Source organism: Pseudomonas fluorescens group sp. PF-1, assembly GCF_054481335.1.
This window is the reverse complement of sequence record NZ_JBTMNG010000002.1, coordinates 2,407,933-2,431,797: the sequence shown is the minus strand read 5'-3', so window position 1 is coordinate 2,431,797 and position 23,865 is coordinate 2,407,933. Positions and strand designations below refer to the sequence as shown.

23 protein-coding genes are annotated in these 23,865 nt (G+C 62.1%); 17 read left to right on the top strand and 6 right to left on the bottom strand.

The features are described from left to right. Positions 1-10 precede the first annotated feature (10 nt). A complete protein-coding gene (locus ACX3YD_RS26055; RefSeq protein ID WP_103405834.1) occupies positions 11-523 on the top strand; it encodes a sigma-70 family RNA polymerase sigma factor in 513 nt (170 codons plus the stop codon). Then, complete coding sequence (locus ACX3YD_RS26050; RefSeq protein WP_458961398.1) at positions 516-1,253, top strand: anti-sigma factor family protein; 738 nt, start codon at positions 516-518, stop codon at positions 1,251-1,253. The genes ACX3YD_RS26055 and ACX3YD_RS26050 overlap by 8 nt, the downstream gene beginning before the upstream one ends. Positions 1,254-1,292: 39 nt before the next feature. Here the strand turns inward: ACX3YD_RS26050 and feaR are convergent, their stop codons facing one another. The 3 genes from feaR to paaY form a co-directional block, all read right to left on the bottom strand. Beyond that, positions 1,293-2,207 carry a transcriptional regulator FeaR gene (gene feaR, locus ACX3YD_RS26045; RefSeq protein WP_103405836.1) on the bottom strand — a complete coding sequence of 305 codons (915 nt, stop codon included), beginning with the start codon at positions 2,205-2,207 and terminating at the stop codon, positions 1,293-1,295. Positions 2,208-2,292: 85 nt separating this feature from the next. Next, positions 2,293-3,216 (bottom strand): phenylacetic acid degradation operon negative regulatory protein PaaX, encoded by a 924-nt coding sequence (gene paaX / locus ACX3YD_RS26040; RefSeq protein WP_103405837.1) that lies wholly within the window; start codon positions 3,214-3,216, stop codon positions 2,293-2,295. A gap of 153 nt (positions 3,217-3,369) precedes the next feature. Further along, complete coding sequence (gene paaY, locus ACX3YD_RS26035; RefSeq protein ID WP_458961397.1) at positions 3,370-3,966, bottom strand: phenylacetic acid degradation protein PaaY; 597 nt, start codon at positions 3,964-3,966, stop codon at positions 3,370-3,372. Positions 3,967-4,315: 349 nt separating this feature from the next. Here paaY and paaF point away from each other — a divergent pair, with 349 nt between their 5' ends. The 15 genes from paaF to paaZ all read left to right on the top strand — a co-directional run bounded on the left by paaF (position 4,316) and on the right by paaZ (position 20,149). Next, on the top strand, positions 4,316-5,089 hold the full coding sequence (paaF, locus tag ACX3YD_RS26030; protein WP_458961396.1) for a 2,3-dehydroadipyl-CoA hydratase PaaF: 774 nt from the start codon (positions 4,316-4,318) through the stop codon (positions 5,087-5,089). Positions 5,090-5,127: 38 nt separating this feature from the next. Then, a complete protein-coding gene (gene paaG / locus ACX3YD_RS26025; protein ID WP_047527419.1) occupies positions 5,128-5,919 on the top strand; it encodes a 2-(1,2-epoxy-1,2-dihydrophenyl)acetyl-CoA isomerase PaaG in 792 nt (263 codons plus the stop codon). Between the two features lie 3 nt (positions 5,920-5,922). After that, on the top strand, positions 5,923-7,440 hold the full coding sequence (gene paaH / locus ACX3YD_RS26020) for a 3-hydroxyacyl-CoA dehydrogenase PaaH (RefSeq protein WP_458961395.1): 1,518 nt from the start codon (positions 5,923-5,925) through the stop codon (positions 7,438-7,440). Further along, on the top strand, positions 7,433-7,882 hold the full coding sequence (paaI, locus tag ACX3YD_RS26015) for a hydroxyphenylacetyl-CoA thioesterase PaaI (RefSeq protein ID WP_103405841.1): 450 nt from the start codon (positions 7,433-7,435) through the stop codon (positions 7,880-7,882). Before paaH ends, paaI begins: the two co-directional genes overlap by 8 nt. Further along, the gene (gene pcaF / locus ACX3YD_RS26010) at positions 7,875-9,086 is read left to right on the top strand and encodes a 3-oxoadipyl-CoA thiolase (protein WP_458961394.1); all 1,212 of its coding nucleotides are present in this window, start codon (positions 7,875-7,877) and stop codon (positions 9,084-9,086) included. Before paaI ends, pcaF begins: the two co-directional genes overlap by 8 nt. A 99-nt stretch (positions 9,087-9,185) precedes the next feature. Beyond that, positions 9,186-10,511, top strand: a complete 1,326-nt coding sequence (gene paaK / locus ACX3YD_RS26005) for a phenylacetate--CoA ligase PaaK (RefSeq protein ID WP_458961393.1) — start codon at positions 9,186-9,188, stop codon at positions 10,509-10,511. A gap of 387 nt (positions 10,512-10,898) precedes the next feature. Then, on the top strand, positions 10,899-11,888 hold the full coding sequence (gene paaA, locus ACX3YD_RS26000) for a 1,2-phenylacetyl-CoA epoxidase subunit PaaA (RefSeq protein ID WP_458961392.1): 990 nt from the start codon (positions 10,899-10,901) through the stop codon (positions 11,886-11,888). 28 nt (positions 11,889-11,916) lie between these two features. Next, complete coding sequence (gene paaB / locus ACX3YD_RS25995) at positions 11,917-12,198, top strand: 1,2-phenylacetyl-CoA epoxidase subunit PaaB (RefSeq protein WP_007943393.1); 282 nt, start codon at positions 11,917-11,919, stop codon at positions 12,196-12,198. A gap of 8 nt (positions 12,199-12,206) precedes the next feature. After that, a complete protein-coding gene (gene paaC, locus ACX3YD_RS25990; RefSeq protein ID WP_103405844.1) occupies positions 12,207-12,968 on the top strand; it encodes a 1,2-phenylacetyl-CoA epoxidase subunit PaaC in 762 nt (253 codons plus the stop codon). After that, positions 12,955-13,488 (top strand): 1,2-phenylacetyl-CoA epoxidase subunit PaaD, encoded by a 534-nt coding sequence (gene paaD, locus ACX3YD_RS25985; RefSeq protein ID WP_458961391.1) that lies wholly within the window; start codon positions 12,955-12,957, stop codon positions 13,486-13,488. The genes paaC and paaD overlap by 14 nt, the downstream gene beginning before the upstream one ends. 33 nt (positions 13,489-13,521) lie before the next feature. After that, a complete protein-coding gene (paaE, locus tag ACX3YD_RS25980; protein WP_458961390.1) occupies positions 13,522-14,598 on the top strand; it encodes a 1,2-phenylacetyl-CoA epoxidase subunit PaaE in 1,077 nt (358 codons plus the stop codon). 183 nt (positions 14,599-14,781) lie between these two features. Next, positions 14,782-15,090, top strand: coding sequence for a DUF485 domain-containing protein (locus tag ACX3YD_RS25975; protein WP_103405847.1), 309 nt, complete (start codon positions 14,782-14,784; stop codon positions 15,088-15,090). After that, positions 15,087-16,733: a cation/acetate symporter gene (locus ACX3YD_RS25970; protein ID WP_458961389.1), complete on the top strand. Its 1,647-nt coding sequence runs from the start codon at positions 15,087-15,089 to the stop codon at positions 16,731-16,733. Before ACX3YD_RS25975 ends, ACX3YD_RS25970 begins: the two co-directional genes overlap by 4 nt. 34 nt (positions 16,734-16,767) lie before the next feature. Then, positions 16,768-18,021 carry an OprD family porin gene (locus ACX3YD_RS25965; RefSeq protein WP_458961388.1) on the top strand — a complete coding sequence of 418 codons (1,254 nt, stop codon included), beginning with the start codon at positions 16,768-16,770 and terminating at the stop codon, positions 18,019-18,021. A gap of 58 nt (positions 18,022-18,079) precedes the next feature. Continuing rightward, complete coding sequence (paaZ, locus tag ACX3YD_RS25960; protein WP_458961387.1) at positions 18,080-20,149, top strand: phenylacetic acid degradation bifunctional protein PaaZ; 2,070 nt, start codon at positions 18,080-18,082, stop codon at positions 20,147-20,149. A 126-nt stretch (positions 20,150-20,275) separates the two neighbouring features. On the opposite strand, the gene ACX3YD_RS25955 is transcribed toward paaZ, so the two are convergent. The 3 genes from ACX3YD_RS25955 to ACX3YD_RS25945 are packed head-to-tail and all read right to left on the bottom strand — an operon-like array spanning position 20,276 to position 23,733. Then, the gene (locus tag ACX3YD_RS25955) at positions 20,276-21,127 is read right to left on the bottom strand and encodes a helix-turn-helix domain-containing protein (protein ID WP_178083151.1); all 852 of its coding nucleotides are present in this window, start codon (positions 21,125-21,127) and stop codon (positions 20,276-20,278) included. A gap of 53 nt (positions 21,128-21,180) precedes the next feature. Then, complete coding sequence (locus ACX3YD_RS25950; protein WP_458961386.1) at positions 21,181-22,599, bottom strand: aminotransferase; 1,419 nt, start codon at positions 22,597-22,599, stop codon at positions 21,181-21,183. Positions 22,600-22,629: 30 nt separating this feature from the next. After that, positions 22,630-23,733, bottom strand: a complete 1,104-nt coding sequence (locus tag ACX3YD_RS25945) for a polyamine ABC transporter substrate-binding protein (protein WP_458961385.1) — start codon at positions 23,731-23,733, stop codon at positions 22,630-22,632. Between the last annotated feature and the right edge of the window lie 132 nt (positions 23,734-23,865).

Here is a 23,865-nt window from a genome sequence, read left to right as displayed (position 1 = left end):
GGGAACCACTATGAAGCGATTTGAGGAACTGTTTGCGCCGCACCTGGACGCCGCTTACAACCTCGCGCGCTGGCTCACGGGCAATGACAGCGCCGCGCACGATGTCGTGCAGGAAAGCGCCCTGCGCGCCTTGCGGTTTGCGCACCGCTTCGTCGACGGCAACGCCAAGGCCTGGTTTCTGACCATCGTGCGCAACGAAAGCTACACCTGGCTCAAGGCCTCGGCCGGACGGCATTGGGTCGCTTTCGACGACGAATCCGATGAAAACGAGGCTGCGATGAGCCACAGCCAGACCCCGGAACTGCTGGCCATCCACACCGAAAATGCGGCGCTGGTCCAGCAAGCCCTGTGCGCCCTGCCACCGGCGTTTCGTGAGGTGATCGTTCTGAAAGAACTCGAAGACCTGGCTTACAAGGACATCGCCCTGGTGGTCGACGTCCCCATCGGTACCGTCATGTCGAGGCTGGCCAGGGCTCGCGCCATGCTCAAGCTCGAACTATTGAAGTTGCACGCCCATGAATGAACTCGACTGCACGGTTTGCCAGACGCTGATGCATGGCTATCTGGACAAGGAACTCGATCCGGCGACGGCGGCGAATGTGGCCGGGCATCTGGCCGAGTGCGTTGCGTGCGCGCGGCTACATGATCAGGCGCAACTGCTGAAGGTCAGCGTCAGGCACAAGGCACCGTATTACGCCGCACCGGCGTCCTTGGCTGCCCGCCTGAAAGCCCCTGAGGCGCCAGCACCCCGAGCCCTGGAGCGCTGGCGAAAATGGTTTGCACCGGCTTTTTCAGCGGCGGCGCTGGCCTTGGCGATGGTGCTGTATGTGGCAACGCCAGGCAGCGACCAGCCGTTGATGGACGAAGCGGTCTCCAGTCATGTCCGCTCGTTGATGGGCGAACATCTGAACGATGTGGTGTCGTCCGACCGCCACACCGTCAAGCCCTGGTTCACCGGCAAGCTCGACTTCTCGCCACCGGTGTTCGATTACTCGGCGCAAGGCTTTCCCCTGCTGGGCGGGCGTCTGGATTATCTGCAACACCAGACCACGGCGGCCCTGAGCTATGGCCGGGCCAAGCACATCATCAACGTGTTTATCCTGCCCGCGCCCGAGGCCGACAAGCCGCGCCAGAGTCAGACGATCCGCGGTTTCAATGTCGTGTCCTGGCAAGCCAACCACATGCGCTTCGTCATGGTTTCCGATCTGGAGAAAGGCGAGCTGGAGGCGTTTAGCGAATTGCTCAAACCCTAGAACGTCCAGGCATCGAACGCTGCAATCAGTTAAAGGACCTCAAGCATGCAGCTTGCGATACTCCCCCGGCGCAATACCGAAGCGTGACTTGAACGCCGTGGAGAAGTAGCTCGAATCGGAAAAACCCCATGAGTAGCCCAGCACCGACAACTTTTGCTCCTTGCCCGATTGGCGCAGGGATTCGGCGCACAGGTCCAGGCGACGATTCTTGATGTAGCGCGCCACCACCAGGCCCTTCTTGGCAAACATCCGGTACAGCCCGCGAGTGGACATGCCCACTTCCCGCGCCAGCCATTCCGGGCACAGCTCTTCGGAGCGGATGTGCTGGTCGATAAAACTCAGGGTCTTGCGGAAGGTGCGCTCATGCAGATCCGTGCAGTCGTCGGTCTGACTGATCGCCGGGCGCAGCAGGCTGACAATCGCTTCCAGGGTCGCTTCGCTTTCCTGACGGCTGAGGCTTGGCTGACGGGTAGCATCAAGGATCAGCCGGTGCGACAGCATCGCGATGGGCGATGTCGCGGCGATGCGGTGACCGCACTTGACCTGATTGAAGCGCAGGGTCTGCTCGACCAATGGGTAGGGCAGGATCAGCGACAACTGTCGGGAGTTTTCGCTGTAGGTGAAGTCGCTTGGGCGCGACGCATCGATCAGTGTGATGTCGCCGGCGGACAGCAGCACCTTGTCGTCGCCCTGGGCCATGCCCGCCGAGCCATCGAGCTGGAACACTGCGAAGTACTTGCCGCCCTCGCCCGCCGCGACTTCTTGCGGCGTGCGGTACAGGCGCGCCTGACAGGCATCGACAAAGCTGAGCTTGAGGGCATCGCTGCGGTATTCCCGGATCTGCCCGGTAAACCCGCTGCCCAGCGGTTGTGCATTGAAGGCGCCACAGATCTGGTTGATCTGATGGATCCACTGATCGAACCCATCCTGGCGCTGTGCAATTGTAGAAATCATGTCAGGCCTCACGCAGGCTTATTTTTATTGTCTACGTCAAAACACAGGTTCTCCTGAACAGCGACTCTCCCTGAACGGCGACGGGTTACTTCAACCCGCCAAACCGTCGATAAAAACTTTCACCCACATCCGGCAATGGGCCGTCGGCGGTTTCCAGTGCACTGTTCAGCCATTCCTCGGCCTTGGCATAGATCAAACGGTAAATGTTGCGGCACAACTGCCGGGCCGCGCGGCCTTCCCAATCGCCGGGCAACAACTCGTCCGGCAGCTGCGGGTCGCGCAGCAGCAATTTGCGGTACTCATGAATAAGCAGGATCCGCGCCAGGAAGCAGTCGGACGGTTGCAGGTTTTCCTGCTCGCGAAGCGCCTGCCAGAGCGGCCGGAACAGCTGAATAAATTCGCTGTAGTGCGTTGCCAGCTCCTCGATGTTCCAGCTCTCGCGCACTTGCAGGCGCAGGGCCTTGGAGGCGAGTACGTCCTGGGCGGTGGTTTCGAAGACGATGGTGTCTTCCTGGGCGCCGAGATCGAGCAGCGTCGCGTTGACATCGGAACGGTCGCTGCGCGGGCAGGCCAGGACAACCGGCGAAATCGCACCAAAACCTTGCCACTCCAGTTCTTCACGCACTTGTTTGCGCTTGTCCTGGGTCAGCTGCGACAGCATCACCAGGCACCATGAACCGTCCCAGGCCGGCATGCTGGTGCTGTAGACCCGTTTGAACGCCTTGTCGAAACGCCGGCGACCGGTGCCGGTCAGGCTGTAGTAACTGCGACGCCCGACTTTTTCGGCGGTCAGCCAGCCTTCCTTGGTCAGGCGGAAAATCGACGTGCGGATCAGCCGTTCGTTGATGCCGATCGGTTCGAGCAACTGAATCAGGCTGCCCAGCCACACCGTCCCGCCATGAGGCTCGATGGCATCGCCGTACAACGTGATGATCAAGGAGCTGGCGCGGATCGGCGTCTGCTCCTGGAAGCGGGTAATCAAGTGATTCAAAGGTGTCAGGGACGACATGGGCGTACCGAGCGAAAAAAGAAAACGAATATACCGAAAGCGCCAATCCCTGTGGGAGCGGGCTTGCCCGCGATTGCGGCGGGTCAAACAAAATTACGCCATCTGACACTACGCCATCGCGGGCAAGCCCGCTCCCACAGGGGAAGATGGTGTTCACGAAATCGTGCCCTTTGGCCGCAGACCACTGTGGCTGATGCGCGGGCGATCCGGCTCCGGCTCGCTCAGTGGTTCGCAGACCTGCATCTGTTCCAGGCAACGCCGGGCCAATTGCTGATACTCACGGGTGCCTGCCTGTTTCCACGCCACCTCCTGATCGCTGAGGCTGCGCTTGACGCTGGCCGGGGCGCCCATCACCAGCGACTGCTCGGGGCATTCGAAACCGGCCTTGACGAACGCCGCCGCCGAGACGAATGAACGCGGGCCGATGTGCGCGTTGTCCATCACCACCGCATTCATGCCCACCAACGCATCGGCGCCGATCCGGCAACCATGCAGCACGGCACCGTGACCGATGTGACCATTGCGCTCGACCACGGTGTCACTGTCGGGAAAACCGTGCATCACGCAGGTGTCCTGCAGATTGGCGCCTTCCTCCAGGACGATCCGGCCAAAGTCGCCACGCAGGCTCGCCAGCGGCCCGACGTAGCAATGAGGACCGACGATCACATCACCGATCAACACGGCAGACGGATGCACATAGGCACTGGGGTCAACCACCGGGGTCAGGCCATCAAGGCTGTAGCAGGTCATGGCAGGCTCCTTCACAAAGCGATGCAAATAATGGCTCATTTTGTATCACATCAGTTTTACCAGAACAAAGACTAAAAACCGTATCACTTGAAAAGGCCGGTCAACGCCGCCACTCACCCGCCACAACGACGGGATTACCAGCCAATAAAATCGGGACATTCAGGCATATCAACGCCCTCTCCCGGCAGGTACGCAATGACTGAACCAACGGCAAAAGGACACATTAAATCTATTTTTGTATTGCATTTGCGTATCACGTTGCGGGTATACTCGGGCAAAACCGGTTCCTGCGACCGATCCAATAACAAGCCGGCATCACCGCCGAGCGTGCACCGTGAGGGCATCCGCCATGCCTCTAACCCTTGCCGTCGAACTGATCGAGCCCGGCGTCCGCCTGATTTCCCTGCAGCGCCCGCAAGCCCTGAACGCCCTGACCACCCAATTGCTGGGTGAGCTGGCCGACGAACTGAGCGCCGCACAAGCCGACCCCCAGACCCGCGCCGTGGTCCTCACCGGTAGCCGCAAGGCCTTCGCCGCTGGCGCCGACATCAAGGAAATGGCCGAACGCGACCTGGTCGGCATCCTCGACGATCCCCGCCAGGCTTCGTGGCAAGCGATCACCCGCTTCAGCAAACCCCTGATCGCCGCCGTCAATGGCTTCGCCCTCGGCGGTGGCTGCGAACTGGCGATGCACGCCGACATCATCATTGCCGGTGAGGACGCGCGCTTCGGTCAGCCGGAAATCAACCTCGGGATCATGCCCGGCGCCGGTGGCACCCAACGCCTGCTGCGTGCCGTCGGCAAATCCATGGCCATGCAGATGGTCCTGACCGGCGAACCGATCAATGCGCGCCAGGCCCAGCGCGCCGGTCTGGTCAGCGAAGTGACGCAACCGGAATTCACCGTCGAACGCGCCCTGCAAATCGCCCGCAGCATTGCCGGCAAAGCCCCGCTGGCGGTGCGCCTGGCCAAGGAAGCGCTGCTCAAGGCCATGGACACCGACCTGGCCAGCGGCCTGCGCTTCGAGCGCCATGCCTTCACCGTGCTGGCCGGCACCCGCGACCGCGAAGAAGGCATTGCCGCCTTCCAGGAAAAACGCACGCCGACCTTCACCGGCCAGTAAGCACTGAATTCGAGACCTCCCAAGAGAGCGCCAAGACCATGAACTTCGAACACATCCTGTTTTCCATCGAGGCCGGCGTTGCCCTGCTCAGCCTCAATCGCCCGGACCAGCTCAACAGCTTCAACACGCAGATGCACGGCGAAGTGAAGGAAGCGCTCAAGCAAGTGCGGCAGAACCCGGACGTGCGCGTGCTGCTGCTGACCGGCGAAGGTCGTGGCTTCTGTGCCGGACAAGACCTCAGCGACCGCAATGTCGCACCGGGCAGCGCCGTGCCGGACCTGGGCGAATCCATCGAGAAGTTCTACAACCCGCTGATCCGCCAACTGCGCGACTTGCCGATGCCGGTGATCTGCGCGGTCAACGGCGTGGCGGCCGGTGCCGGCGCCAACATTCCGCTGGCCTGTGACCTGGTACTGGCGGCCCGTTCGGCCAGCTTCATTCAGGCGTTCTGCAAGATCGGCCTGATCCCTGATTCCGGCGGCACCTGGACCCTGCCGCGCCTGGTCGGCATGGCCCGCGCCAAGGCCCTCGCCCTGCTTGGCAATCGCCTGACCGCCGAACAGGCCGAGCAATGGGGCCTGATCTACCGCTGCGTGGAAGACGCTGAATTGCGCGACGAAGCGCTGAAACTTGCACAACACCTGGCCACGCAACCGACCTACGGCCTGGCCCTGATCAAGCGCAGCCTCAACGCCAGCCTGAGCAACAGCTTCGACGAACAGCTGGAACTGGAGCGCGATCTGCAACGCCTGGCCGGGCGCAGCGAGGACTATCGCGAAGGCGTCAGCGCCTTCATGGAAAAACGCACCCCAAGTTTCAAGGGACGCTGAGCCATGACCGCACTGAACGTCAACGCACGCATCGCGGTGATCGGTGCCGGCGCCATGGGCGCCGGGATTGCCCAGGTCGCGGCGCAGGCCGGTCACCCGGTGTTGCTGCTGGACAACCGCCCCGGCGCCGCCGCCCAGGCCATCGAAGGCATCGACCGGCAACTGGGCAAACGGGTCGAGAACGGCAAGCTCTCGGCCGATGCCCGCAGCGCGACCATCGCCCGCCTGCAAGCGGTAGAAGCCATTGAAGCGCTGGCCGATTGCGAGCTGATCATCGAGGCCATCGTCGAGAACCTTGAGGTCAAACGCGCGCTGTTCCGGCAGCTGGAAGGCATTTGCGGCGAACACTGCATCCTGGCCAGCAACACGTCGTCGCTGTCGATCACCAGCATCGCCGCACAACTTGATCACCCCAATCGCCTGCTCGGCCTGCACTTCTTCAACCCGGCGCCGGTCATGGCGCTGGTGGAAATCGTTTCCGGCCTGGCCAGCGATCCAACCCTGGCCGAGTGCCTGTACGAGACCGCCAAAGCCTGGGGCAAAAAACCGGTGCACACCCGTTCCACGCCGGGCTTCATCGTCAACCGCGTGGCCCGGCCGTTCTACGCCGAGAGCCTGCGCCTGTTGCAGGAAGGCGCCGCCGATTGCCCGACCCTGGATGCGCTGATGCGCGAGGCCGGTGGTTTTGCCATGGGTGCGTTCGAGCTGACCGACCTGATCGGCCACGACGTCAACTATGCCGTGACCTGCTCGGTGTTCGACGCCTATTACCAGGACACCCGTTTCCTGCCTTCACTGATCCAGAAAGAGCTGGTGGACGGCGGACGCCTGGGACGCAAAAGCGGTCAGGGTTTCTACAGCTACGCCCCAGGCGCCGAACGTCCGCAAGCCGCTCAAATCAGCAGCAAAGCAACGGTCGAGGTTTGCGCTGCTGAAGGCGACCTCGGCATTGCCCAAGGCTTGCTGGCGCGTTTGCGTGAACAAGGCGTCAATGTCATCCAGCGTGATGGCCAGGGCCTGCTGCGGGTCGGTGACGCGGTGCTGGCCTTGAGCGACGGGCGCATGGCCTGTCAGCGCGCCCGGGAAGACGGCCTGCGCAACCTGATCCTGCTGGATCTGACCCTCGATTACAGCAAGGCCCAACGCATCGCCATCAGCTGCGCGGCGGGCATCGATCCACGGGCCCTCGATCAGGGCGTTGCCCTGCTGCAACGGGCCGGCTTCAAGGTCAGCCTGCTCAGCGACAGCCCGGCCCTGGCGGTCCTGCGCACGGTGGTGATGCTGGCCAACGAGGCGGCGGATGCGCTGCTGCAAGGCGTGGCCTCGGCGGCCGACATCGATCTGGCCATGCGTGCCGGGGTCAATTACCCGCAAGGGCCGCTGGCCTGGGCCGATGCCATTGGCCTGGCACACATCGTTACCGTGCTCGACAACCTGCAAGCCGCCTACGGCGAAGAACGCTATCGCCCATCGTTGCTGTTGCGCCGTCGGGTCGCCGAAGGGAGAAACTTCCATGACTAATCACGAAGCCATGACCCTGGCCAGCGATTGCGCCCAGGCCCTGTTCCAGCGTGACAGCGCCAGCCAGGCCATGGGCATGCGCCTGCTGTCCGCCGGCCCCGGTTGCGCCCGGGTGGGCATGACCGTGCGCGCCGACATGCTCCAGGGCCACGGCACCTGCCACGGCGGCTACCTGTTCGCCCTCGCCGACTCGGCGTTCGCCTTTGCCTGCAACAGCTACAACGAAGCCACCGTGGCCATCGGTTGCAGCATCGACTACATCGCCCCGGCGCGCCTGGGCGACACGTTGAACGCCGATTGCACCGAGCAGAGCCGCTCGGGTCGCACCGGCAACTACGACGTACGCATTGAAAACCAACAGGGCCAGTTGATCGCCCTGTTCCATGGCAAATCCTACAAAGTGCGCGGCCCGGTGCTGACGCAGGAGAACCCGAATGAATGACGCCCTGATCATCGATGCGGTACGGACCCCGATCGGTCGCTACGCCGGAGTCTTGAGCAGCGTGCGCGCCGACGACCTCGGCGCGGTGCCGCTGCGCGAACTGCTGCGCCGTCACCCGCAAGTGGACTGGAGCAGCGTCGACGACGTGATCTACGGCTGCGCCAACCAGGCCGGCGAAGACAATCGCAACGTCGCGCGCATGTCGGCGCTGTTGGCCGGGTTGCCGGTCAGCGTGCCCGGCACCACCCTCAATCGCCTGTGCGGTTCCGGGCTGGATGCGGTCGGCACGGCGGCGCGCGCCATTCGCAGTGGCGAGGCCGGGTTGATGCTGGTCGGCGGCGTCGAATCGATGTCCCGCGCACCGCTGGTGATGGGCAAGGCCGAGCAGGCGTTTTCCCGCCAGGCGGAGATTTTCGACACCACCATCGGCTGGCGCTTCATCAATCCGTTGATGAAAAAGGCCTTCGGTATCGACTCCATGCCGGAAACCGCAGAGAACGTGGCCGAACAGTTCAACATCTCCCGCGCCGACCAGGACGCTTTCGCCCTGCGCAGCCAGCAACGGGCCGCTGCCGCCCAGGCCAACGGGCGCCTGGCCAAGGAAATCGTCGCGGTAGAAATCCCCCAGCGCAAAGGCCCGGCCAAAGTGGTCGAGCAGGATGAACACCCGCGCGGCGACACTACCCTTGAGCAGTTGGCCAAACTCGGCACGCCGTTCCGCGAAGGCGGCAGCATCACCGCCGGCAACGCTTCCGGGGTCAACGATGGTGCCTGCGCGCTGTTACTGGCCAGCCCGGAAGTCGCCAAGCGTCACGGCCTGACCGCTCGCGGCCGGGTGGTGGCGATGGCCACTGCCGGGGTCGAGCCACGCATCATGGGCATCGGCCCGGTGCCGGCCACTCGCAAGGTGCTGGAGCTGGCCAACCTGAGCCTGGCGGACATGGACGTGATCGAACTCAACGAAGCCTTCGCCGCACAAGGCCTGGCGGTGTTGCGTGAACTGGGCTTGAGCGACACCGATCCACGGGTCAACCCCAACGGCGGCGCGATTGCCCTCGGCCATCCACTGGGCATGAGCGGCGCGCGCCTGGTGACCACGGCCCTGCATGAGCTTGAGGAACGGAGTGGCCGCTACGCCCTGTGCACCATGTGCATCGGCGTCGGCCAGGGGATCGCGCTGATCATCGAGCGACTCTCCCACTAAAGAACCGCGATTCCCGGGGAGCCGAGAGGTATCCTTGGGTCATGCACTCAAAGCCCCTGTGCAAAGGGGCTGGAACACAAAAACAATTCGAGTGAAGTCATGAACATGCCAATTGCCCAATCCGTGCTTGATCCTGTGCTGGACCCGCTGGAAACCGCCAGCATCGACGAGTTGCGTCAACATCAGCTGGATCGCCTGCGCTGGAGCCTCAAGCACGCCTACGAGAACGTGCCGCTGTACCGCCAGCGTTTCGATGCCCTGGGCGTGCACCCGGACGACATCCAGTCTCTCGAAGACCTGGCGAAATTCCCGTTCACCACCAAGTCCGACCTGCGTGACAACTACCCGTACGGCATGTTCGCCGTGCCAATGCATGACATCGTTCGCCTGCACGCCTCCAGCGGCACCACCGGCAAACCGACCGTCGTCGGCTACACCCAGAACGACATCGACACCTGGGCCAACGTGGTCGCCCGCTCGATTCGCGCCGCGGGCGGACATCGCGGCGACAAGGTGCATATTTCCTATGGCTACGGCCTGTTCACCGGCGGCCTCGGCGCGCATTACGGCGCCGAACGCCTGGGTTGCACGGTGATCCCGATGTCCGGCGGCCAGACCGAGAAACAAGTGCAGCTGATCAAGGATTTCCAGCCAGACATCATCATGGTCACGCCGTCCTACATGCTCAACATCGCCGATGAAATCGAGCGCCAGGGCATCGACCCGCACAAACTGGCCCTGCGCCTGGGCATCTTCGGCGCCGAGCCATGGACCGCCGAACTGCGCAGCGCCATCGAAACACGCCTGGGCATCACCGCCCTGGACATCTACGGCCTCTCGGAAATCATGGGCCCGGGTGTCGCCATGGAATGCGCCGAGTCCAAGGACGGCCCGACCATCTGGGAAGACCACTTCTACCCGGAAATCATCGACCCGGTGACCGGCGAGGTTCTGCCGGACGGTCAGATGGGCGAACTGGTGTTCACCTCCCTGAGCAAAGAAGCCCTGCCGATGATCCGCTACCGCACCCGCGACCTGACGCGCCTGCTACCGGGCACCGCAAGGCCAATGCGACGCATCGACAAGATCACCGGACGCAGCGATGACATGCTGATCATCCGTGGGGTCAACGTGTTCCCGACGCAGATCGAAGAACAGGTGCTGAAAGTCAAACAACTGGCCGAGTGCTACGAGATCCATCTGTATCGCAATGGCAACCTGGACAGCGTCGATGTCCATGTCGAGTTGAAGGCCGAACATCAGCACTTGAGCGATGAACAGCAGAAGGCTGTTTGCGGCGAGCTGACCAAGCACATCAAGACCTATATCGGGATCAGTTCGCGGATTGTTTTGCAGCCTTTCCACTCGATCAAACGCTCCGAGGGCAAGGCTTGCCACGTGATGGACAAGCGCCCGAAAGCATGACTGCTGCACCCCTTGTGGCCCCGCTTTTGCGGGGCTTTTTTTTGGTTTTTTTTGGTGTACGTCCATCAGCTTTTCCGTAGGAGCAAGCCTGCTCGCGAAAAACGCCGGGACAACGCGGGCATTCAGACAGCCCGCGTCATCGTTATCCCCCATCGCGAGCGAGCTCCTACAGGGGGCGGCGTTACGTTCTTCCAAATGGTTCGCCTGAACGGCGAAACCGCCAGCCGCCGTTACCGAAGAAATGGATATACCCCCAAAACCAAGCTTCCCTCCCCCAAAGCGATACAAAAAACAAATACGACACATCATTTTCCGTTTGATATTAATTTCCGTATCGCTTATAAAGTTCTCCATGCCCTCGAACAGATTCACGGCGGGAGACCCCTAATGTACGCACAGCTCGTAGAAACAGGCGTAAAGCGCATCAAAGACCTGTCGGAAATGTCCGACCAGGAACGCGCCTTTCAGGAAAAAATCGATTCAGAAATCAAGATCGAAGCCAAGAACTGGATGCCAGATGCCTACCGGCAAACCCTGATCCGGCAGATTTCCCAGCACGCCCACTCCGAAATCGTCGGCATGCTGCCTGAAGGCAACTGGGTCACCCGTGCGCCGACGCTCAAACGCAAACTGCAATTGATGGCCAAGATTCAGGACGAAGCCGGTCACGGTCTGTATCTGTACAGCGCCATGGAAACCCTGGGCGCCGACCGCGATGAAGAGATCGCCAAGCTGCACAGCGGCAAGGCCAAGTACTCGAGTATCTTCAATTACCCGACGCTGAACTGGGCCGACATGGGCGCGGTGGGCTGGCTGGTGGATGGCGCGGCAATCGTCAACCAGGTGGTTTTGCAGCGCACCTCGTACGGACCCTACTCCCGCGCCATGGTGCGTATCTGCAAGGAAGAGAGCTTCCACCAGCGCCAGGGCTACGAAATCCTCCTGACCATGATGCGTCACGGCAATCAGGCGCAAAAAGACATGGTCCAGGACGCGATCAACCGCCTGTGGTGGCCGTCGCTGATGATGTTCGGTCCAAGCGACGAACACTCGCCCAACAGCGCCCAGTCCATGGCCTGGAAAATCAAGCGCCAGAGCAACGACGAACTGCGCCAGCGCTTCATCGACCAGACCATCCCGCAACTCGAGCTGCTGGGCTGCACCTGCCCCGATCCGGACCTGAAGTGGAACGCCGAGCGCGGCCACTACGATTTCGGCGAGATCCAGTGGAACGAATTCTACGAAGTGCTCAAGGGCAACGGCCCGTGCAACCAGGAACGCGTCGCCACCCGCCGCAAGGCGATTGAAGACGGTGCCTGGGTTCGTGAAGCCGCCGTCGCCCACGCCCGCAAAAAACAAAACAAGAACGCCGCCTGATTCGGCCACCTGATGTGGAGTAATTGAAATGTCCGAGTGGACCCTCTTTGAAGTCTTCGTGCGCAGCAAGCACGGCCTCAACCACAAGCACGTCGGCAGCGTGCATGCCGCCGACACCACCATGGCCATCGAGAACGCGCGCGAGCTCTACACCCGTCGCAGCGAAGGCGTCAGCCTGTGGGTCGTGCCATCGGCGCTGATCACCGCCTCCTCCCCGGATGAAAAAGACCCGCTGTTCGATCCGTCGGACGACAAGGTTTACCGCCACGCCAGCTTCTACGAGCTGCCGGCCGAAGTCGGGCACATGTGAGGTCGACCATGAATAACAAGACCGATCTGATCGAATACCTGCTGCGCCTCGGCGACAGCGCCCTGATCCAGGGCCAGCGCCTGTGCCAATGGTGCGGCAAGGCCCCGGCCCTGGAAGAAGAGCTTGCGCTGATGAACGTCGGCCTCGACCTGGTGGGACAGGCGCGCAACTGGCTGGACTACGCTGCCGAGCTGCTGGACGACGGCCGCGACGCCGACGACCTGGCGTTCCGTCGCGACGAGCGCGCCTACCGCAACCTGTTGCTGGTGGAGCAACCCAACGGCGATTACGCGGTGACGATCCTCAAGCAGTTCCTGTATGACGCCTGGCACCTGCAAGTGCTGAACGGCCTGAGCCAGTCCAGCGATGAACGCATCGCCGGGATCGCCGCCAAAGCCGTGAAGGAAGTCACCTATCACCTGCGCCGCTCCGGCGAGTGGGTCGAGCGTCTGGGTGACGGCACCGAGGAAAGCCACAAACGCATGCTGGCGGCGATCCCCGAGGTCTGGCGTTTCACCGTCGAACTGACCAGCGCCGACGACAGCGAACAGCGCCTGCACGCGGCCGGCATCACCCCGGACACCGCGCAAGTCGCCGCCGCCTGGCAAGCCAAGGTCAACGAAATCTTCGCCAGCGCCACCCTGCCCGTGCCTGCCGCGCCCAGTTATTTCTACCTCAATGCACGCAAGGGCCTGCACACCGAACACTTGGGCATCCTGCTGGCCGAGATGCAATTCCTGCCACGAGCGTACCCCGATGCAACCTGGTGAGCTGATCGCCAGCGACCTCGGCGCCCGGCCGGCACAACCGACCGACCTGGCTGCTGCGTGGGCGATCCTCGCCGAGGTCATGGACCCGGAAGTGCCGGTGGTCAGCGTGGTCGACCTGGGCATCGTCCGCGATCTCGATTGGCAGGCCGGCCATCTGCATGTGGTGGTCACGCCGACCTACTCCGGCTGCCCGGCCACCGAAGTGATCGAAGGCGATATTCGCCAGGCGCTGGAACAGGCCGGTTTCCAGGCGCCGCAGCTGGAGCGTCGGTTGACCCCGGCCTGGACCACCGACTGGATCACTGACGGCGGCCGCGAACGCCTGCGCGCCTATGGCATCGCACCGCCCGAGGGCAGCACCAGCAAACGCAGCCTGCTCGGTGAAAGCCCGGTGATCCGCTGTCCGCAATGCGGCAGCGCCCACACCGAAGTGCTCAGCGAGTTCGGTTCCACTGCGTGCAAGGCGCTGTATCGCTGCGTCGATTGCCGGGAACCGTTCGACTATTTCAAGTGCATCTGAGCGGCAATCGGCCGTCCCAGCTGGAGAACAACAATGAGTAAATTTCACAGCCTGACCATCAAGGACGTGCGCACCGAGACCCGTGACGCGGTGTCCATCGCCTTCGACATTCCGCAACACCTGCAGGACAGTTTTCACTTCACCCAGGGCCAGCACCTGGTGATGCGCACCCATCTGGACGGCGAAGAAGTGCGTCGCTCGTACTCGATCTGCACCGGGGTCAACGACGGTGAACTGCGTGTCGCCATCAAGCGCGTGGCCGGCGGGCGCTTTTCCGCCTTTGCCAACGAACAGTTGAAGGCCGGGCACAGCCTGGAAGTGATGCCGCCTGCGGGGCATTTTTGCGTCGAACTCGATCCGGCGCGCCACGGCCACTACCTGGCGGTCGCGGCAGGCAGCGGCATCACGCCAATCCTGTCGATCATCAAGACCACCCTGGAAACCGAGCCGCACAGCCGCGTCACCCTGCTGTACGGCAACCGTTCTAGCTCCGGCGCCTTGTTTCGCGAACAGCTTGAAGATTTGAAGAACCGTTACCTGCAACGCCTGAACCTGATTTTCGTGTTCAGCCGCGAGCAGCAGGATGTCGACCTGTACAACGGCCGGATCAACGCCGAGAAATGCGAGCAACTGTTCAGCCGCTGGATCGATGTCAAAGCCCTCGACGCCGCCTTCATCTGCGGCCCGCAGGAAATGACCGAGACCGTGCGCGACAGCCTCAAGGCCAAGGGCATGGCGCCTGAACGCATCCACTTCGAACTGTTCGCCGCCGCTGGCAGCCAGCAAAAACGTCAGGCCCGCGAAGCCGCGCGCCAGGTCGACGCCGCCGTCAGCCAGATCACCGTGATCAGCGACGGCCGCGCCCTGGCCTTCGACCTGCCACGCAACAGCCAGAGCATCCTCGACGCCGGCAACGCCCAAGGCGCCGAACTGCCTTACTCGTGCAAGGCCGGGGTGTGCTCGACCTGCAAATGCAAGGTCATCGAGGGCGAAGTGGAAATGGACAGCAACCACGCCCTGGAAGACTACGAAGTGGCCGCCGGCTATGTGCTGTCGTGCCAGGCGTTTCCGGTGAGCGACAAGGTGGTGCTGGATTTCGATCAGCTCTAATCCCCCAACCGCACCCCTGTAGGAGCGAGCCTGCTCGCGAAGAACCTGAGAGCAACGCGTGTATCCAGACTACACGCGTCATCGTTCACGGCCATCGCGAGCAGGCTCGCTCCCACAGTTGTTCAGTGATCAACCCGAATACACCGTTACACCCAAAACAAAAACAACAAAGGAGCTCGCGTCATGACCCCCCAGGAAATAGAACTCATCGGCCAGCACCCGGATTTCATCCAGCTGGTTCGTCGCAAACAGAAACTGTACTGGTCACTGAGCCTGGCCATGCTGGTGATCTATTACGGCTTTGTGCTGCTGGTGGCTTTCTCCCCTTCTACCCTCGGCCAATCCCTCAGTGGCGGCGTAACCAGCGTGGGCATGCTGGTGGGTGTAGTGATCGTGCTGCTGGCCTTTGCATTGACCGGTTTCTATGTCTATCGCGCCAACAACGTGATCGATCCGCTGAATGAAAAACTCAAGCAGGAGTGCGCCCGATGAGCCGACTTCTCGCGATGTTCCTGCTGCCGCTGGCGGCAGTCACTGATTTCGCCGTGGCCGCCGACGGCGCGTCCCGGCCAATGAACTGGAACGCCATCGGCATGTTTCTGGTGTTCGTGCTGTTCACCTTCGGCGTGACGCGCTGGGCGGCACGGCGTACTCGCTCCGCCAGCGATTTCTACACCGCCGGCGGTGGCATGACCGGCTTTCAGAACGGTCTGGCGATTGCCGGCGACATGATCTCGGCGGCGTCCTTCCTCGGCATCTCCGCGATGATGTTCCTCAATGGTTATGACGGTTTGCTGTACGCCCTGGGTGTATTGGCGGGCTGGCCGATCATTCTGTTTTTGATCGCCGAGCGCCTGCGCAACCTCGGCAAATACACCTTTGCCGACGTGGTTTCCTATCGCCTGGAACAAACCCCGGTGCGCCTGACTTCAGCGTTCGGCACCCTCACGGTGGCGTTGATGTACCTGGTGGCACAAATGGTCGGCGCCGGCAAACTGATCGAGTTGCTGTTCGGCATCGATTACCTCTACGCGGTCATGCTGGTCGGCGTGCTGATGGTGTTCTACGTGACCTTCGGCGGCATGCTCGCCACCACCTGGGTACAAATCATCAAAGCCGTGATGCTGCTGTTCGGCACCACGTTCATGGCGTTCATGGTGCTCAAGCATTTTGGGTTCAGCACCGAAGCGATGTTCGCCGGCGCCACCGCCGTGCATGCCAAGGGCAACGCCATCATGGCGCCCGGCGGGTTGCTGTCGAACCCGATCGATGCGATCTCGCTGGGGCTGGGCATGATGTTCGGCACCGCCGGCCTGCCGCATATCCTGATGCGCTTCTTCACTGTCAGCGATGCCAAGGAAGCGCGTAAAAGCGTGTTCTACGCCACCGGTTTCATCGGCTATTTCTACTTGCTGCTGATCATCGTCGGCTTCGGCGCGATCGTCATGGTCGGCACCGACCCGGCGTTCCGTGACGCCAGCGGCGCGATCATCGGCGGCGGCAACATGATCGCCGTACACCTGGCGCAAGCCGTGGGCGGCAACCTGTTCCTCGGCTTCATCTCGGCCGTGGCCTTCGCCACCATTCTGGCGGTGGTCGCGGGGCTGGCATTGTCCGGCGCATCGGCGGTGTCCCACGACTTGTATGCCTGCGTGATGCGCAAGGGTCAGGCCACCGAGCAGCAGGAAATTCGCGTGTCGCGCATGGCCACGCTGTGCATCGGCGTGCTGGCAATCATCCTCGGTCTGTTGTTCGAGTCGCAGAACATTGCGTTCCTGTCCGGGCTGGTCCTGGCCATCGCCGCGTCGGTGAACTTCCCGGTGCTGTTCCTCTCGATGTACTGGAAAGGCCTGACCACCCGTGGCGCAGTGACCGGCAGTCTGGCGGGGCTGGTCTCGGCGATTGTCCTGCTGATCCTGAGCCCGGCGGTATGGGTCAACGTGCTGCACCACGACAAGGCCCTGTTCCCTTACTCCAACCCGGCGCTGTTTTCCATGAGCCTGGCCTTCTTCAGTGCCTGGGTGTTTTCGGTCACCGATGCCTCGCCCCGTGCCGCCCTTGAACGCGGCCGTTATCTGGCGCAGTTCATCCGTTCAATGACCGGCATCGGTGCCTCCGGCGCCAGCAATCACTAAACGACAATCGATCTGATGGCAGGGAACAAAAATAATGAAGCCCGCGCGTACCGCATCCTACGAATCACTGTTTTCGCTGGCCGCCGCATTGAGTCTGCCCATGGTCGCCACCAGCGCCATGGCCGATTTCATCGACGATAGCAAGGCCCGCATTGAAATGCGCAACCACTACATCAATCGCGATTTCCGTCAGGACAACGCACCACAATCCAAGGCTGAAGAATGGGCCCAGGGGTTCACCGCGCGCATCGAGTCCGGGTTCACCGAAGGCACATTCGGCTTCGGTCTCGACGCGTTGGGAGAGTTGGGGCTGAAGCTCGATTCCAGCCCGGATCGCCGGGGTACCGGGTTGCTGCCCTACGGCCCGAACAGCCATGAACCGGCGGACGAGTACAGCCAACTGGGGCTGACCGGCAAGCTGCGAGTGTCCAAAAGTGTGCTGAAGCTCGGCACCCTGCAACCCTTGCTGCCGGTGGCAACCTACAACGACACCCGCCTGCTGGCGTCGACCTTCGAGGGCGGCTTGCTCACCAGCCAGGAAATCAGTGGCCTGACGGTGAACACCGGGCGCCTGACCAAGACCAACCTGCGAGATTCCTCCAGCAACGATGACATCGGCTACGGCACCGCCACCAGTGATCACTTCGACTTTGCCGGCGGCACCTACGCCTTCAGCCCGCAACTGAACCTGAGCTACTACTACGGCAAGCTCGATCAGATTTATCGCCAGCAGTTCGTCGGACTGGTGCACACCCAGCCGCTGGGCAACGGCTTCAACCTGCGCAGCGACCTGCGCTATTTCGACAGCCGGGGTGACGGCGCCGAGCGGGCCGGGCGTATCGACAACCGCAACTTCAACAGCATGTTCACCGTGTCCCACGGTGCCCACAAGGTCAGTGCCACGTACCAGCAGTTGTCTGGCGACAGTGCCTTTCCGTTCCTCAACGGCGGCGACCCGTACGTGGTCAACCTGGTGACCTACAACACCTACACCCGCGCGGACGAGGACTCCTGGCAGCTGCGTTACGACTATGACTTCGCAGCGCAAGGCATCCCCGGCCTGACCTTCATGACGCGCTACACCGACGGTCGCCACGTCAAGGCCGGCAGCGTCGACAACGGTCGCGAGCGGGAGCGCGACACCGACATCAGTTACGTCATTCAGAGCGGCGTGTTCAAGGACGTCAGCCTGCGCTGGCGCAACGTGACCTTCCGTTCCGGCAATGGCTTGAAAACCGCCATCGATGAGAACCGGCTGATTGTCGGTTACACCCTGGCGCTTTGGTAATCCCTGAAAAGCGCGGTTGCGGCCGCGCCAACACCTTTCATAATCTGGAGCAATCGTGATGTCCTCTTCACCTGCACTGCACGCCCCCACCCTGCAAAGTTTCATCGCCGGCCGCTGGATCGGCCAACACGGCGCCCAGGTGCTGCGCAGCGCTATCGACGGCCATGAAATCGCCCGTACCCACGAAGAACGCCCGGACTTCGCCGAAGCCATCGAACATGGCCGTCGCCAGGGTGTCAGCGGCCTGATGGCGCTGGACTTCCAGCAGCGAGCCCAGCGCCTCAAGGCCCTGGCCCTGTACCTGGCCGAACGCAAGGAACAGCTCTACGCGATCTCCCACCACAGCGGCGCCACCCGCGCCGACAGCTGGATCGACATCGAAGGCGGCAACAGCACGCTCTTCACCTACGCCGGCCTCGGTTCGCGGGAACTGCCGTCGGGCAACGTCGTCCATGAAGGCCCGGCCCTGCAGCTGAGCAAAATGGGCACCTTCGCCGGCACCCACATCCTCGTGCCTCGTGGCGGCGTGGCGGTGCACATCAACGCCTTCAACTTCCCGATCTGGGGCATGCTGGAAAAATTCGCCCCGAGCTTCCTCGCCGGCATGCCATGCATCGTCAAACCGGCCAGCGCCACCAGCTACCTGACCGAAGCCGTGGTGCGCCTGATGGACGAATCCGGCTTGCTGCCAGCGGGCAGCCTGCAACTGATCATCGGCGGTACCGGTGATCTGCTCGACCGCCTGCAAGGCCAGGACGTGGTGACCTTCACCGGTTCGGCCGACACCGCGGCCAAGCTACGGGTCAACCCGAACCTGATTCGCAACTCGGTGCCGTTCACCGCCGAAGCGGACTCGCTGAACTGCGCGATCCTCGCCCCGGATGTCACCCCGGACGACGAAGAGTTCGAGCTGTTCATCAAGGAAGTCGCCCGGGAAATGACCACCAAGGCCGGGCAGAAATGCACCGCCATTCGCCGTGCCATCGTCCCGGCCAAACACATCGATGCCGTGGCCACCCGCCTGCGCGATCGCCTGGCCAAAGTGGTGGTCGGCGACCCGTCGGTGGAAGGTGTGCGCATGGGTGCGCTGGCGTCCCACGATCAACAGAAAGACGTCGCCGAGCGCCTGGAAGCCCTGTTGCAGAGCAGCGACATGCTGTTCGGTGCCCGTGACGGCTTCGAACCACGCGGTGAGAACGTCAGCCAGGGCGCGTTTTTCGCCCCGACCCTGCTGCAAGCCCGCGACCCGCACGCCGAGGGCGGCGCCCACGATATCGAAGCCTTCGGTCCGGTCAGCACCTTGATGGCCTATGACGATCTCGACGAAGCCCTGGCCCTGGCCGCACGCGGCAAAGGCAGCCTGGTGGCCAGCCTGGTAACCAAGGATCCGCAGATCGCCGCCAAGGCGATTCCGGTGGCCGCTGCGTTGCACGGGCGCTTACTGGTGCTGGATCGCCACTGCGCAGGCGAATCCACCGGTCACGGCTCGCCGCTGCCGCAACTCAAGCATGGCGGCCCCGGTCGTGCCGGTGGCGGTGAAGAACTGGGCGGCCTGCGTGCGGTGAAGCACTACCTGCAACGCGCGGCGGTACAAGGTTCGCCCACCATGCTCGCGGCGGTGACCGGTGAATACGTGCGTGGCGCCAACGTCATCGAAACCGAGGTGCACCCGTTCCGCCGTTACTTCCAGGACCTGCAGATCGGCGAGTCGCTGCTGACTCACCGCCGCACGGTCACCGAAGCGGATTTGGTGAACTTCGGCTGCCTATCGGGGGATCACTTCTACATGCACTTCGACGACATCGCCGCCAAGGAATCGCAGTTCGGCAAGCGCATCGCCCACGGTTATTTCGTGCTGTCGGCCGCCGCCGGTCTGTTCGTATCCCCAGGCGTCGGCCCGGTACTGGCCAACTACGGCCTGGACACCTTGCGCTTCATCAACCCGGTGGGCATCGGCGACACCATCCAGGCACGCCTGACCTGCAAACGCAAAATCGACCAGGGCAAAAAGAGCCCGCAAGGCGTCCCGCAAGGGGTGGTGGCGTGGGACGTGGAAGTCACCAACCAGTTGGGTGAACTGGTGGCCAGCTATGACATTTTGACCCTGGTCGTAAAACGCGAAGACTGATGCAACACCTGTAGGAGCGAGCTCGCTCGCGATGGACGTGAATAATGGCGCGCGCTTTCTGGATGAACGCGGTGCTCTCGGGTTCTTCGCGAGCAAGCTCGCTCCTACATGGGCTCTGCGTTGTAGTCAGTGCTTGCGCAACCACTCAATAAACAACGCGAACAACTCCGACTGCGACCCCACTTCCAGTTTCAGGTACAGATTCTTGCGGTGCATGCGCACGGTTTCCGGGGAGATGCCCATCTGGCTGGCGGTGGATTTCACCGAGTGGCCGCGTAGCACCATGTGCGCCACTTCCCGCTCGCGCTCGGTCAGCACGTCGCACCCGAATTGCTCGAATGCCGACTGCACCCGGTGCTTGAGATCATCGCGCAGGCCTTGATCGTTATTGCTCTGGATTTCGTGACTGCGCAGCAGGCCACGCTGACTGAACTCGCTGACAAATTCGCGCACCAGCGGTTCGACGGCGCGCAGCAGGTTCAGCTGATCGACCCGCAGGCATTCACCCCCGAAACCCTGGAACAGGCTGATGGAGATCTTGGTGTCGTTGCCCGTATCGACGATGTAGTAACTGTCTTCCGAACAACCCGCCTTCAGGTAATAGGACTTGTAGTAGTCACTGTCGAAGAAGTTGTCCGGGGCGATTTCCTCCAGATGATAGAAGCCTTGCGCCAGGCCATGCTCCACCGCCAGGCAAAACGGGTCGAGCAGGTAGCCCCCGGAAAAATAGCGGTCGAGAATCGAGACCTGGTACTCCTGGGCAATACCGCGCTGATGCAGCAACCGGGGCGCGCGGTCCTTGCGCTCCAGGCTGATCATCATCGACTCGATGGACACCAGTTGCGCCAAGGCGGACGCCAGGTATTGCAGGGCGTCAGGCTCGTCGACATGGGCGAATGCCTCGCGCATGCCCCCATGCCATTTGTGCAACGCCCCGAAGGGCATTGCGATCAGTGTGTCGTCGTCTGGTTTGCTCATGCCCCGCAGTCTAGCGGGTGAGCAGGCCCTTGGTAAAAACCTGACGGAAAGACTCATTGGCCGAAATACTGGCCGCTCTGCTCCAGCTCGGCCGCCACTTCGAGGATGCACACCCGCAGGATCTCGACAATTTCGTCGACCTGGTCATAGCTGAGAATCAACGGCGGCGACATCACATTGAGGTGCATGATCGGCCGCACCAGCAAGCCCCTGGCCTGTGCCCGCACATGGATTTTTTCGCCGATGTTGATGTCGTCGGCGAACAACGCCTTGATGCGTTTGTCGGCGACGAACTCCACGCAGGCCATCAACTTCTGGCAACGCACATCCCCCACCAACGGCAAATCCTTGAGCGTGGCCAGGCGCTGTTCCAGATAGCCGCCGACATCGTCGACATGGGCCAGCAGGTTTTCCCGCTCGATGATTTCAATGTTCTTCAGCGCCGCCGTGCAGCACACCGGATGACCGCTGTAGGTGAAGCCGTGGGTAAAGCAGCGACCCTTGCCGGGTTCGGCGATGACTGTCCAGATGCGGTCGGAAAAGATGCACGCCCCCAATGGCAGATAGGCGGAGGTCAGGCCCTTGGCGGTGGTGATGATGTCGGGTTGCACATCGAATACGTCCAGGGAGGCGAAAAACTTGCCCAGGCGCCCGAACGAAGTGACCACTTCGTCGGCAACGAACAGGATGTCGTAGCGCTGGCACACCTCCCACATGCGCTTGAGATAACCCTTGGGCGGAATGATCACCCCGCCCGAGCCCATGATCGGCTCGGCGAAAAAGCCGGCGACCTTGTCCACGCCGATCGACAGGATCTTGTCTTCGAACTCCTTGACCAGAAACTCGAGGAACTGCGCTTCGTCCATGCCGTCCGGGGCGCGGTACGGGTTGGGGTTGGACACGTGATGGATCAGCGGGTTGGCGTAATCGAACTCCGGCACCCGGTCGGCGGCCTTGTTGCCGATCGACATGGTCAAGGTGGTCGAGCCGTGATAGGCGTTGAAGCGCGCGATGATGTGTTTCTTTTCCGGCTTGCCGCGGCAGTTCTGGTAGTACTGGATCAGCCGGTACGCCGTGTCCACCGCCGTGGAACCGCCGGTGGTGAGGAACACATGGTCGAGGTCGCCGGGGGCGAGGCTGGCGAGTTTTTCGCACAGCTGAATCGCCACGTTGTTCGACATGTCGGAAAACGGGTTGGAATACGCCAGTTGCCGTACTTGATCGGCAATGGCCAGGGCCATTTCTTCACGGCCCAGACCGATGTTGGTGCACCACATGCCGCCGACGGCATCGAGAAAACGGTTGCCCTGGGTGTCATATATATAGGCGCCGTCGCCGGCGACGATGTTCAGCGAGCCCTGCTCGGCATGCTCGTCGAAGACGTGATAGCCGTGCATGTGATGGGCCTTGTCGGCCTTGACCAGTTCAGCCGCTTCGACGGTCGAGAACACTTTTTTAGTTGGGGTAGCCATACAAGAACCTCAAACAAAACGATTGGACGATCAAATCCCGCTTTTCACGGTGCTCCAGACGCGTGTCATGGCTCGCATGTCTTTCGCGTCCTGGGTTTTCTGCGGAAACAACCGTTGACGAACATCTTCATCGGGATAAATCGCCGGATTGTTTCGCACGCTGGCATTGAGCAATGGCGTGGCCGCCGCGTTGCTGTTGGCGTAATTGATGAAGTCGCTCACGTCCGCCATCACCTGCGGCTGCATCAGGTATTGCAGAAACCTGTGGGCGTTGGCGACGTGGGGCGCATCGGCCGGGATGTACATGTTGTCGAACCAGATCAGCGAGCCTTCCCTGGGAATGAAGTACGCCAGGTTGCTCTGCTTCTTGGCTTCTTCGGCGCGGGCCATGGCCGTCGCGTAGTCACCGGACCAGGTCATGGCCATGCACACGTCGCCATTGGGCAGACTGGTGAGGTAATTGACCGAGTCGAACTTGCGGATGTACGGCCTGACCGACAGCAGCAAGTCCTGGGCGGCTTTCAGGTCCGCCGGGGCCGCACTTCTCGGGTCACGTCCCAGGTATTTCAAGGCCATGGGAATGACTTCGGTGGGGGCATCGAGCAGGGTCACGCCGCAGTCGGCGAAGCGCGAAACGATCTTCGGATCGAAGATCATCGCCAGCGAGCCGATCGGCGCGTCCGGCATGCGCTCCTTGATTTTGTCGACGTTGTACGTGACGCCGTTGCTGCCCCAGGTGTAGGGCGCCGAGTAGGCGGTGCCCGGATCGAACCCTTGCAGGTCGTGCAGGACTTTCGGGTCAAGATTGCTCCAGCCCGGCAGCAACTTTTTATCCAGCGGCTGGAAGACCCTGGCCTGGATCAGCGGCGGTGCGAGGGAGGCGTTGAGCACGATCAGGTCGTAACCGGAGTGGCCGGTGAGCAACTTGGCCTGCACGGTTTCATAGGAATCGAACGTGTCGTAGATGACTTTGATGCCGGTGGACTTTTCAAAGTCCGACAGGGTTTTTTCACCGATGTAATCCGCCCAGTTGTAGAGCCGCAGCGTATGGCTGTCGTCCACTTCGGCGGCCTGGGCGTTGATGATCAACGGAAGAGCAAACAGACTGGAAATCACCCTCAGTGTCTTGCGCATTGCACATTCACCTTATCAAGCGAGTTCGGCTCTGGATGAGCGGTGAACCTACTATTGGGCGATTCGCCAGGCGGCACCATACCCCGAATGGGTGTGTGCGGACCGACTGGCACTGCCGGCCAAGTCACGGCA

Excerpts from the sequence above, each read along its gene's own strand:
- ACX3YD_RS25970 (WP_458961389.1), top strand. The coding sequence starts at position 15,087 with ATGAGCCGACTTCTCGCGATGTTCCTGCTGCCGCTGGCGGCAGTCACT.
- ACX3YD_RS25945 (WP_458961385.1), bottom strand. The coding sequence starts at position 23,733 with ATGCGCAAGACACTGAGGGTGATTTCCAGTCTGTTTGCTCTTCCGTTG.
- paaD (WP_458961391.1), top strand. The coding sequence starts at position 12,955 with ATGCAACCTGGTGAGCTGATCGCCAGCGACCTCGGCGCCCGGCCGGCA.
- paaB (WP_007943393.1), top strand. The coding sequence starts at position 11,917 with ATGTCCGAGTGGACCCTCTTTGAAGTCTTCGTGCGCAGCAAGCACGGC.
- paaK (WP_458961393.1), top strand. The coding sequence starts at position 9,186 with ATGAACATGCCAATTGCCCAATCCGTGCTTGATCCTGTGCTGGACCCG.
- ACX3YD_RS26055 (WP_103405834.1), top strand. The coding sequence starts at position 11 with ATGAAGCGATTTGAGGAACTGTTTGCGCCGCACCTGGACGCCGCTTAC.
- paaG (WP_047527419.1), top strand. The coding sequence starts at position 5,128 with ATGAACTTCGAACACATCCTGTTTTCCATCGAGGCCGGCGTTGCCCTG.
- paaF (WP_458961396.1), top strand. The coding sequence starts at position 4,316 with ATGCCTCTAACCCTTGCCGTCGAACTGATCGAGCCCGGCGTCCGCCTG.
- paaH (WP_458961395.1), top strand. The coding sequence starts at position 5,923 with ATGACCGCACTGAACGTCAACGCACGCATCGCGGTGATCGGTGCCGGC.
- feaR (WP_103405836.1), bottom strand. The coding sequence starts at position 2,207 with ATGATTTCTACAATTGCACAGCGCCAGGATGGGTTCGATCAGTGGATC.
- pcaF (WP_458961394.1), top strand. The coding sequence starts at position 7,875 with ATGAATGACGCCCTGATCATCGATGCGGTACGGACCCCGATCGGTCGC.
- paaC (WP_103405844.1), top strand. The coding sequence starts at position 12,207 with ATGAATAACAAGACCGATCTGATCGAATACCTGCTGCGCCTCGGCGAC.
- ACX3YD_RS25950 (WP_458961386.1), bottom strand. The coding sequence starts at position 22,599 with ATGGCTACCCCAACTAAAAAAGTGTTCTCGACCGTCGAAGCGGCTGAA.
- ACX3YD_RS25975 (WP_103405847.1), top strand. The coding sequence starts at position 14,782 with ATGACCCCCCAGGAAATAGAACTCATCGGCCAGCACCCGGATTTCATC.
- paaY (WP_458961397.1), bottom strand. The coding sequence starts at position 3,966 with ATGACCTGCTACAGCCTTGATGGCCTGACCCCGGTGGTTGACCCCAGT.
- ACX3YD_RS25955 (WP_178083151.1), bottom strand. The coding sequence starts at position 21,127 with ATGAGCAAACCAGACGACGACACACTGATCGCAATGCCCTTCGGGGCG.
- paaI (WP_103405841.1), top strand. The coding sequence starts at position 7,433 with ATGACTAATCACGAAGCCATGACCCTGGCCAGCGATTGCGCCCAGGCC.
- paaE (WP_458961390.1), top strand. The coding sequence starts at position 13,522 with ATGAGTAAATTTCACAGCCTGACCATCAAGGACGTGCGCACCGAGACC.
- paaX (WP_103405837.1), bottom strand. The coding sequence starts at position 3,216 with ATGTCGTCCCTGACACCTTTGAATCACTTGATTACCCGCTTCCAGGAG.
- paaA (WP_458961392.1), top strand. The coding sequence starts at position 10,899 with ATGTACGCACAGCTCGTAGAAACAGGCGTAAAGCGCATCAAAGACCTG.
- paaZ (WP_458961387.1), top strand. The coding sequence starts at position 18,080 with ATGTCCTCTTCACCTGCACTGCACGCCCCCACCCTGCAAAGTTTCATC.
- ACX3YD_RS26050 (WP_458961398.1), top strand. The coding sequence starts at position 516 with ATGAATGAACTCGACTGCACGGTTTGCCAGACGCTGATGCATGGCTAT.
- ACX3YD_RS25965 (WP_458961388.1), top strand. The coding sequence starts at position 16,768 with ATGAAGCCCGCGCGTACCGCATCCTACGAATCACTGTTTTCGCTGGCC.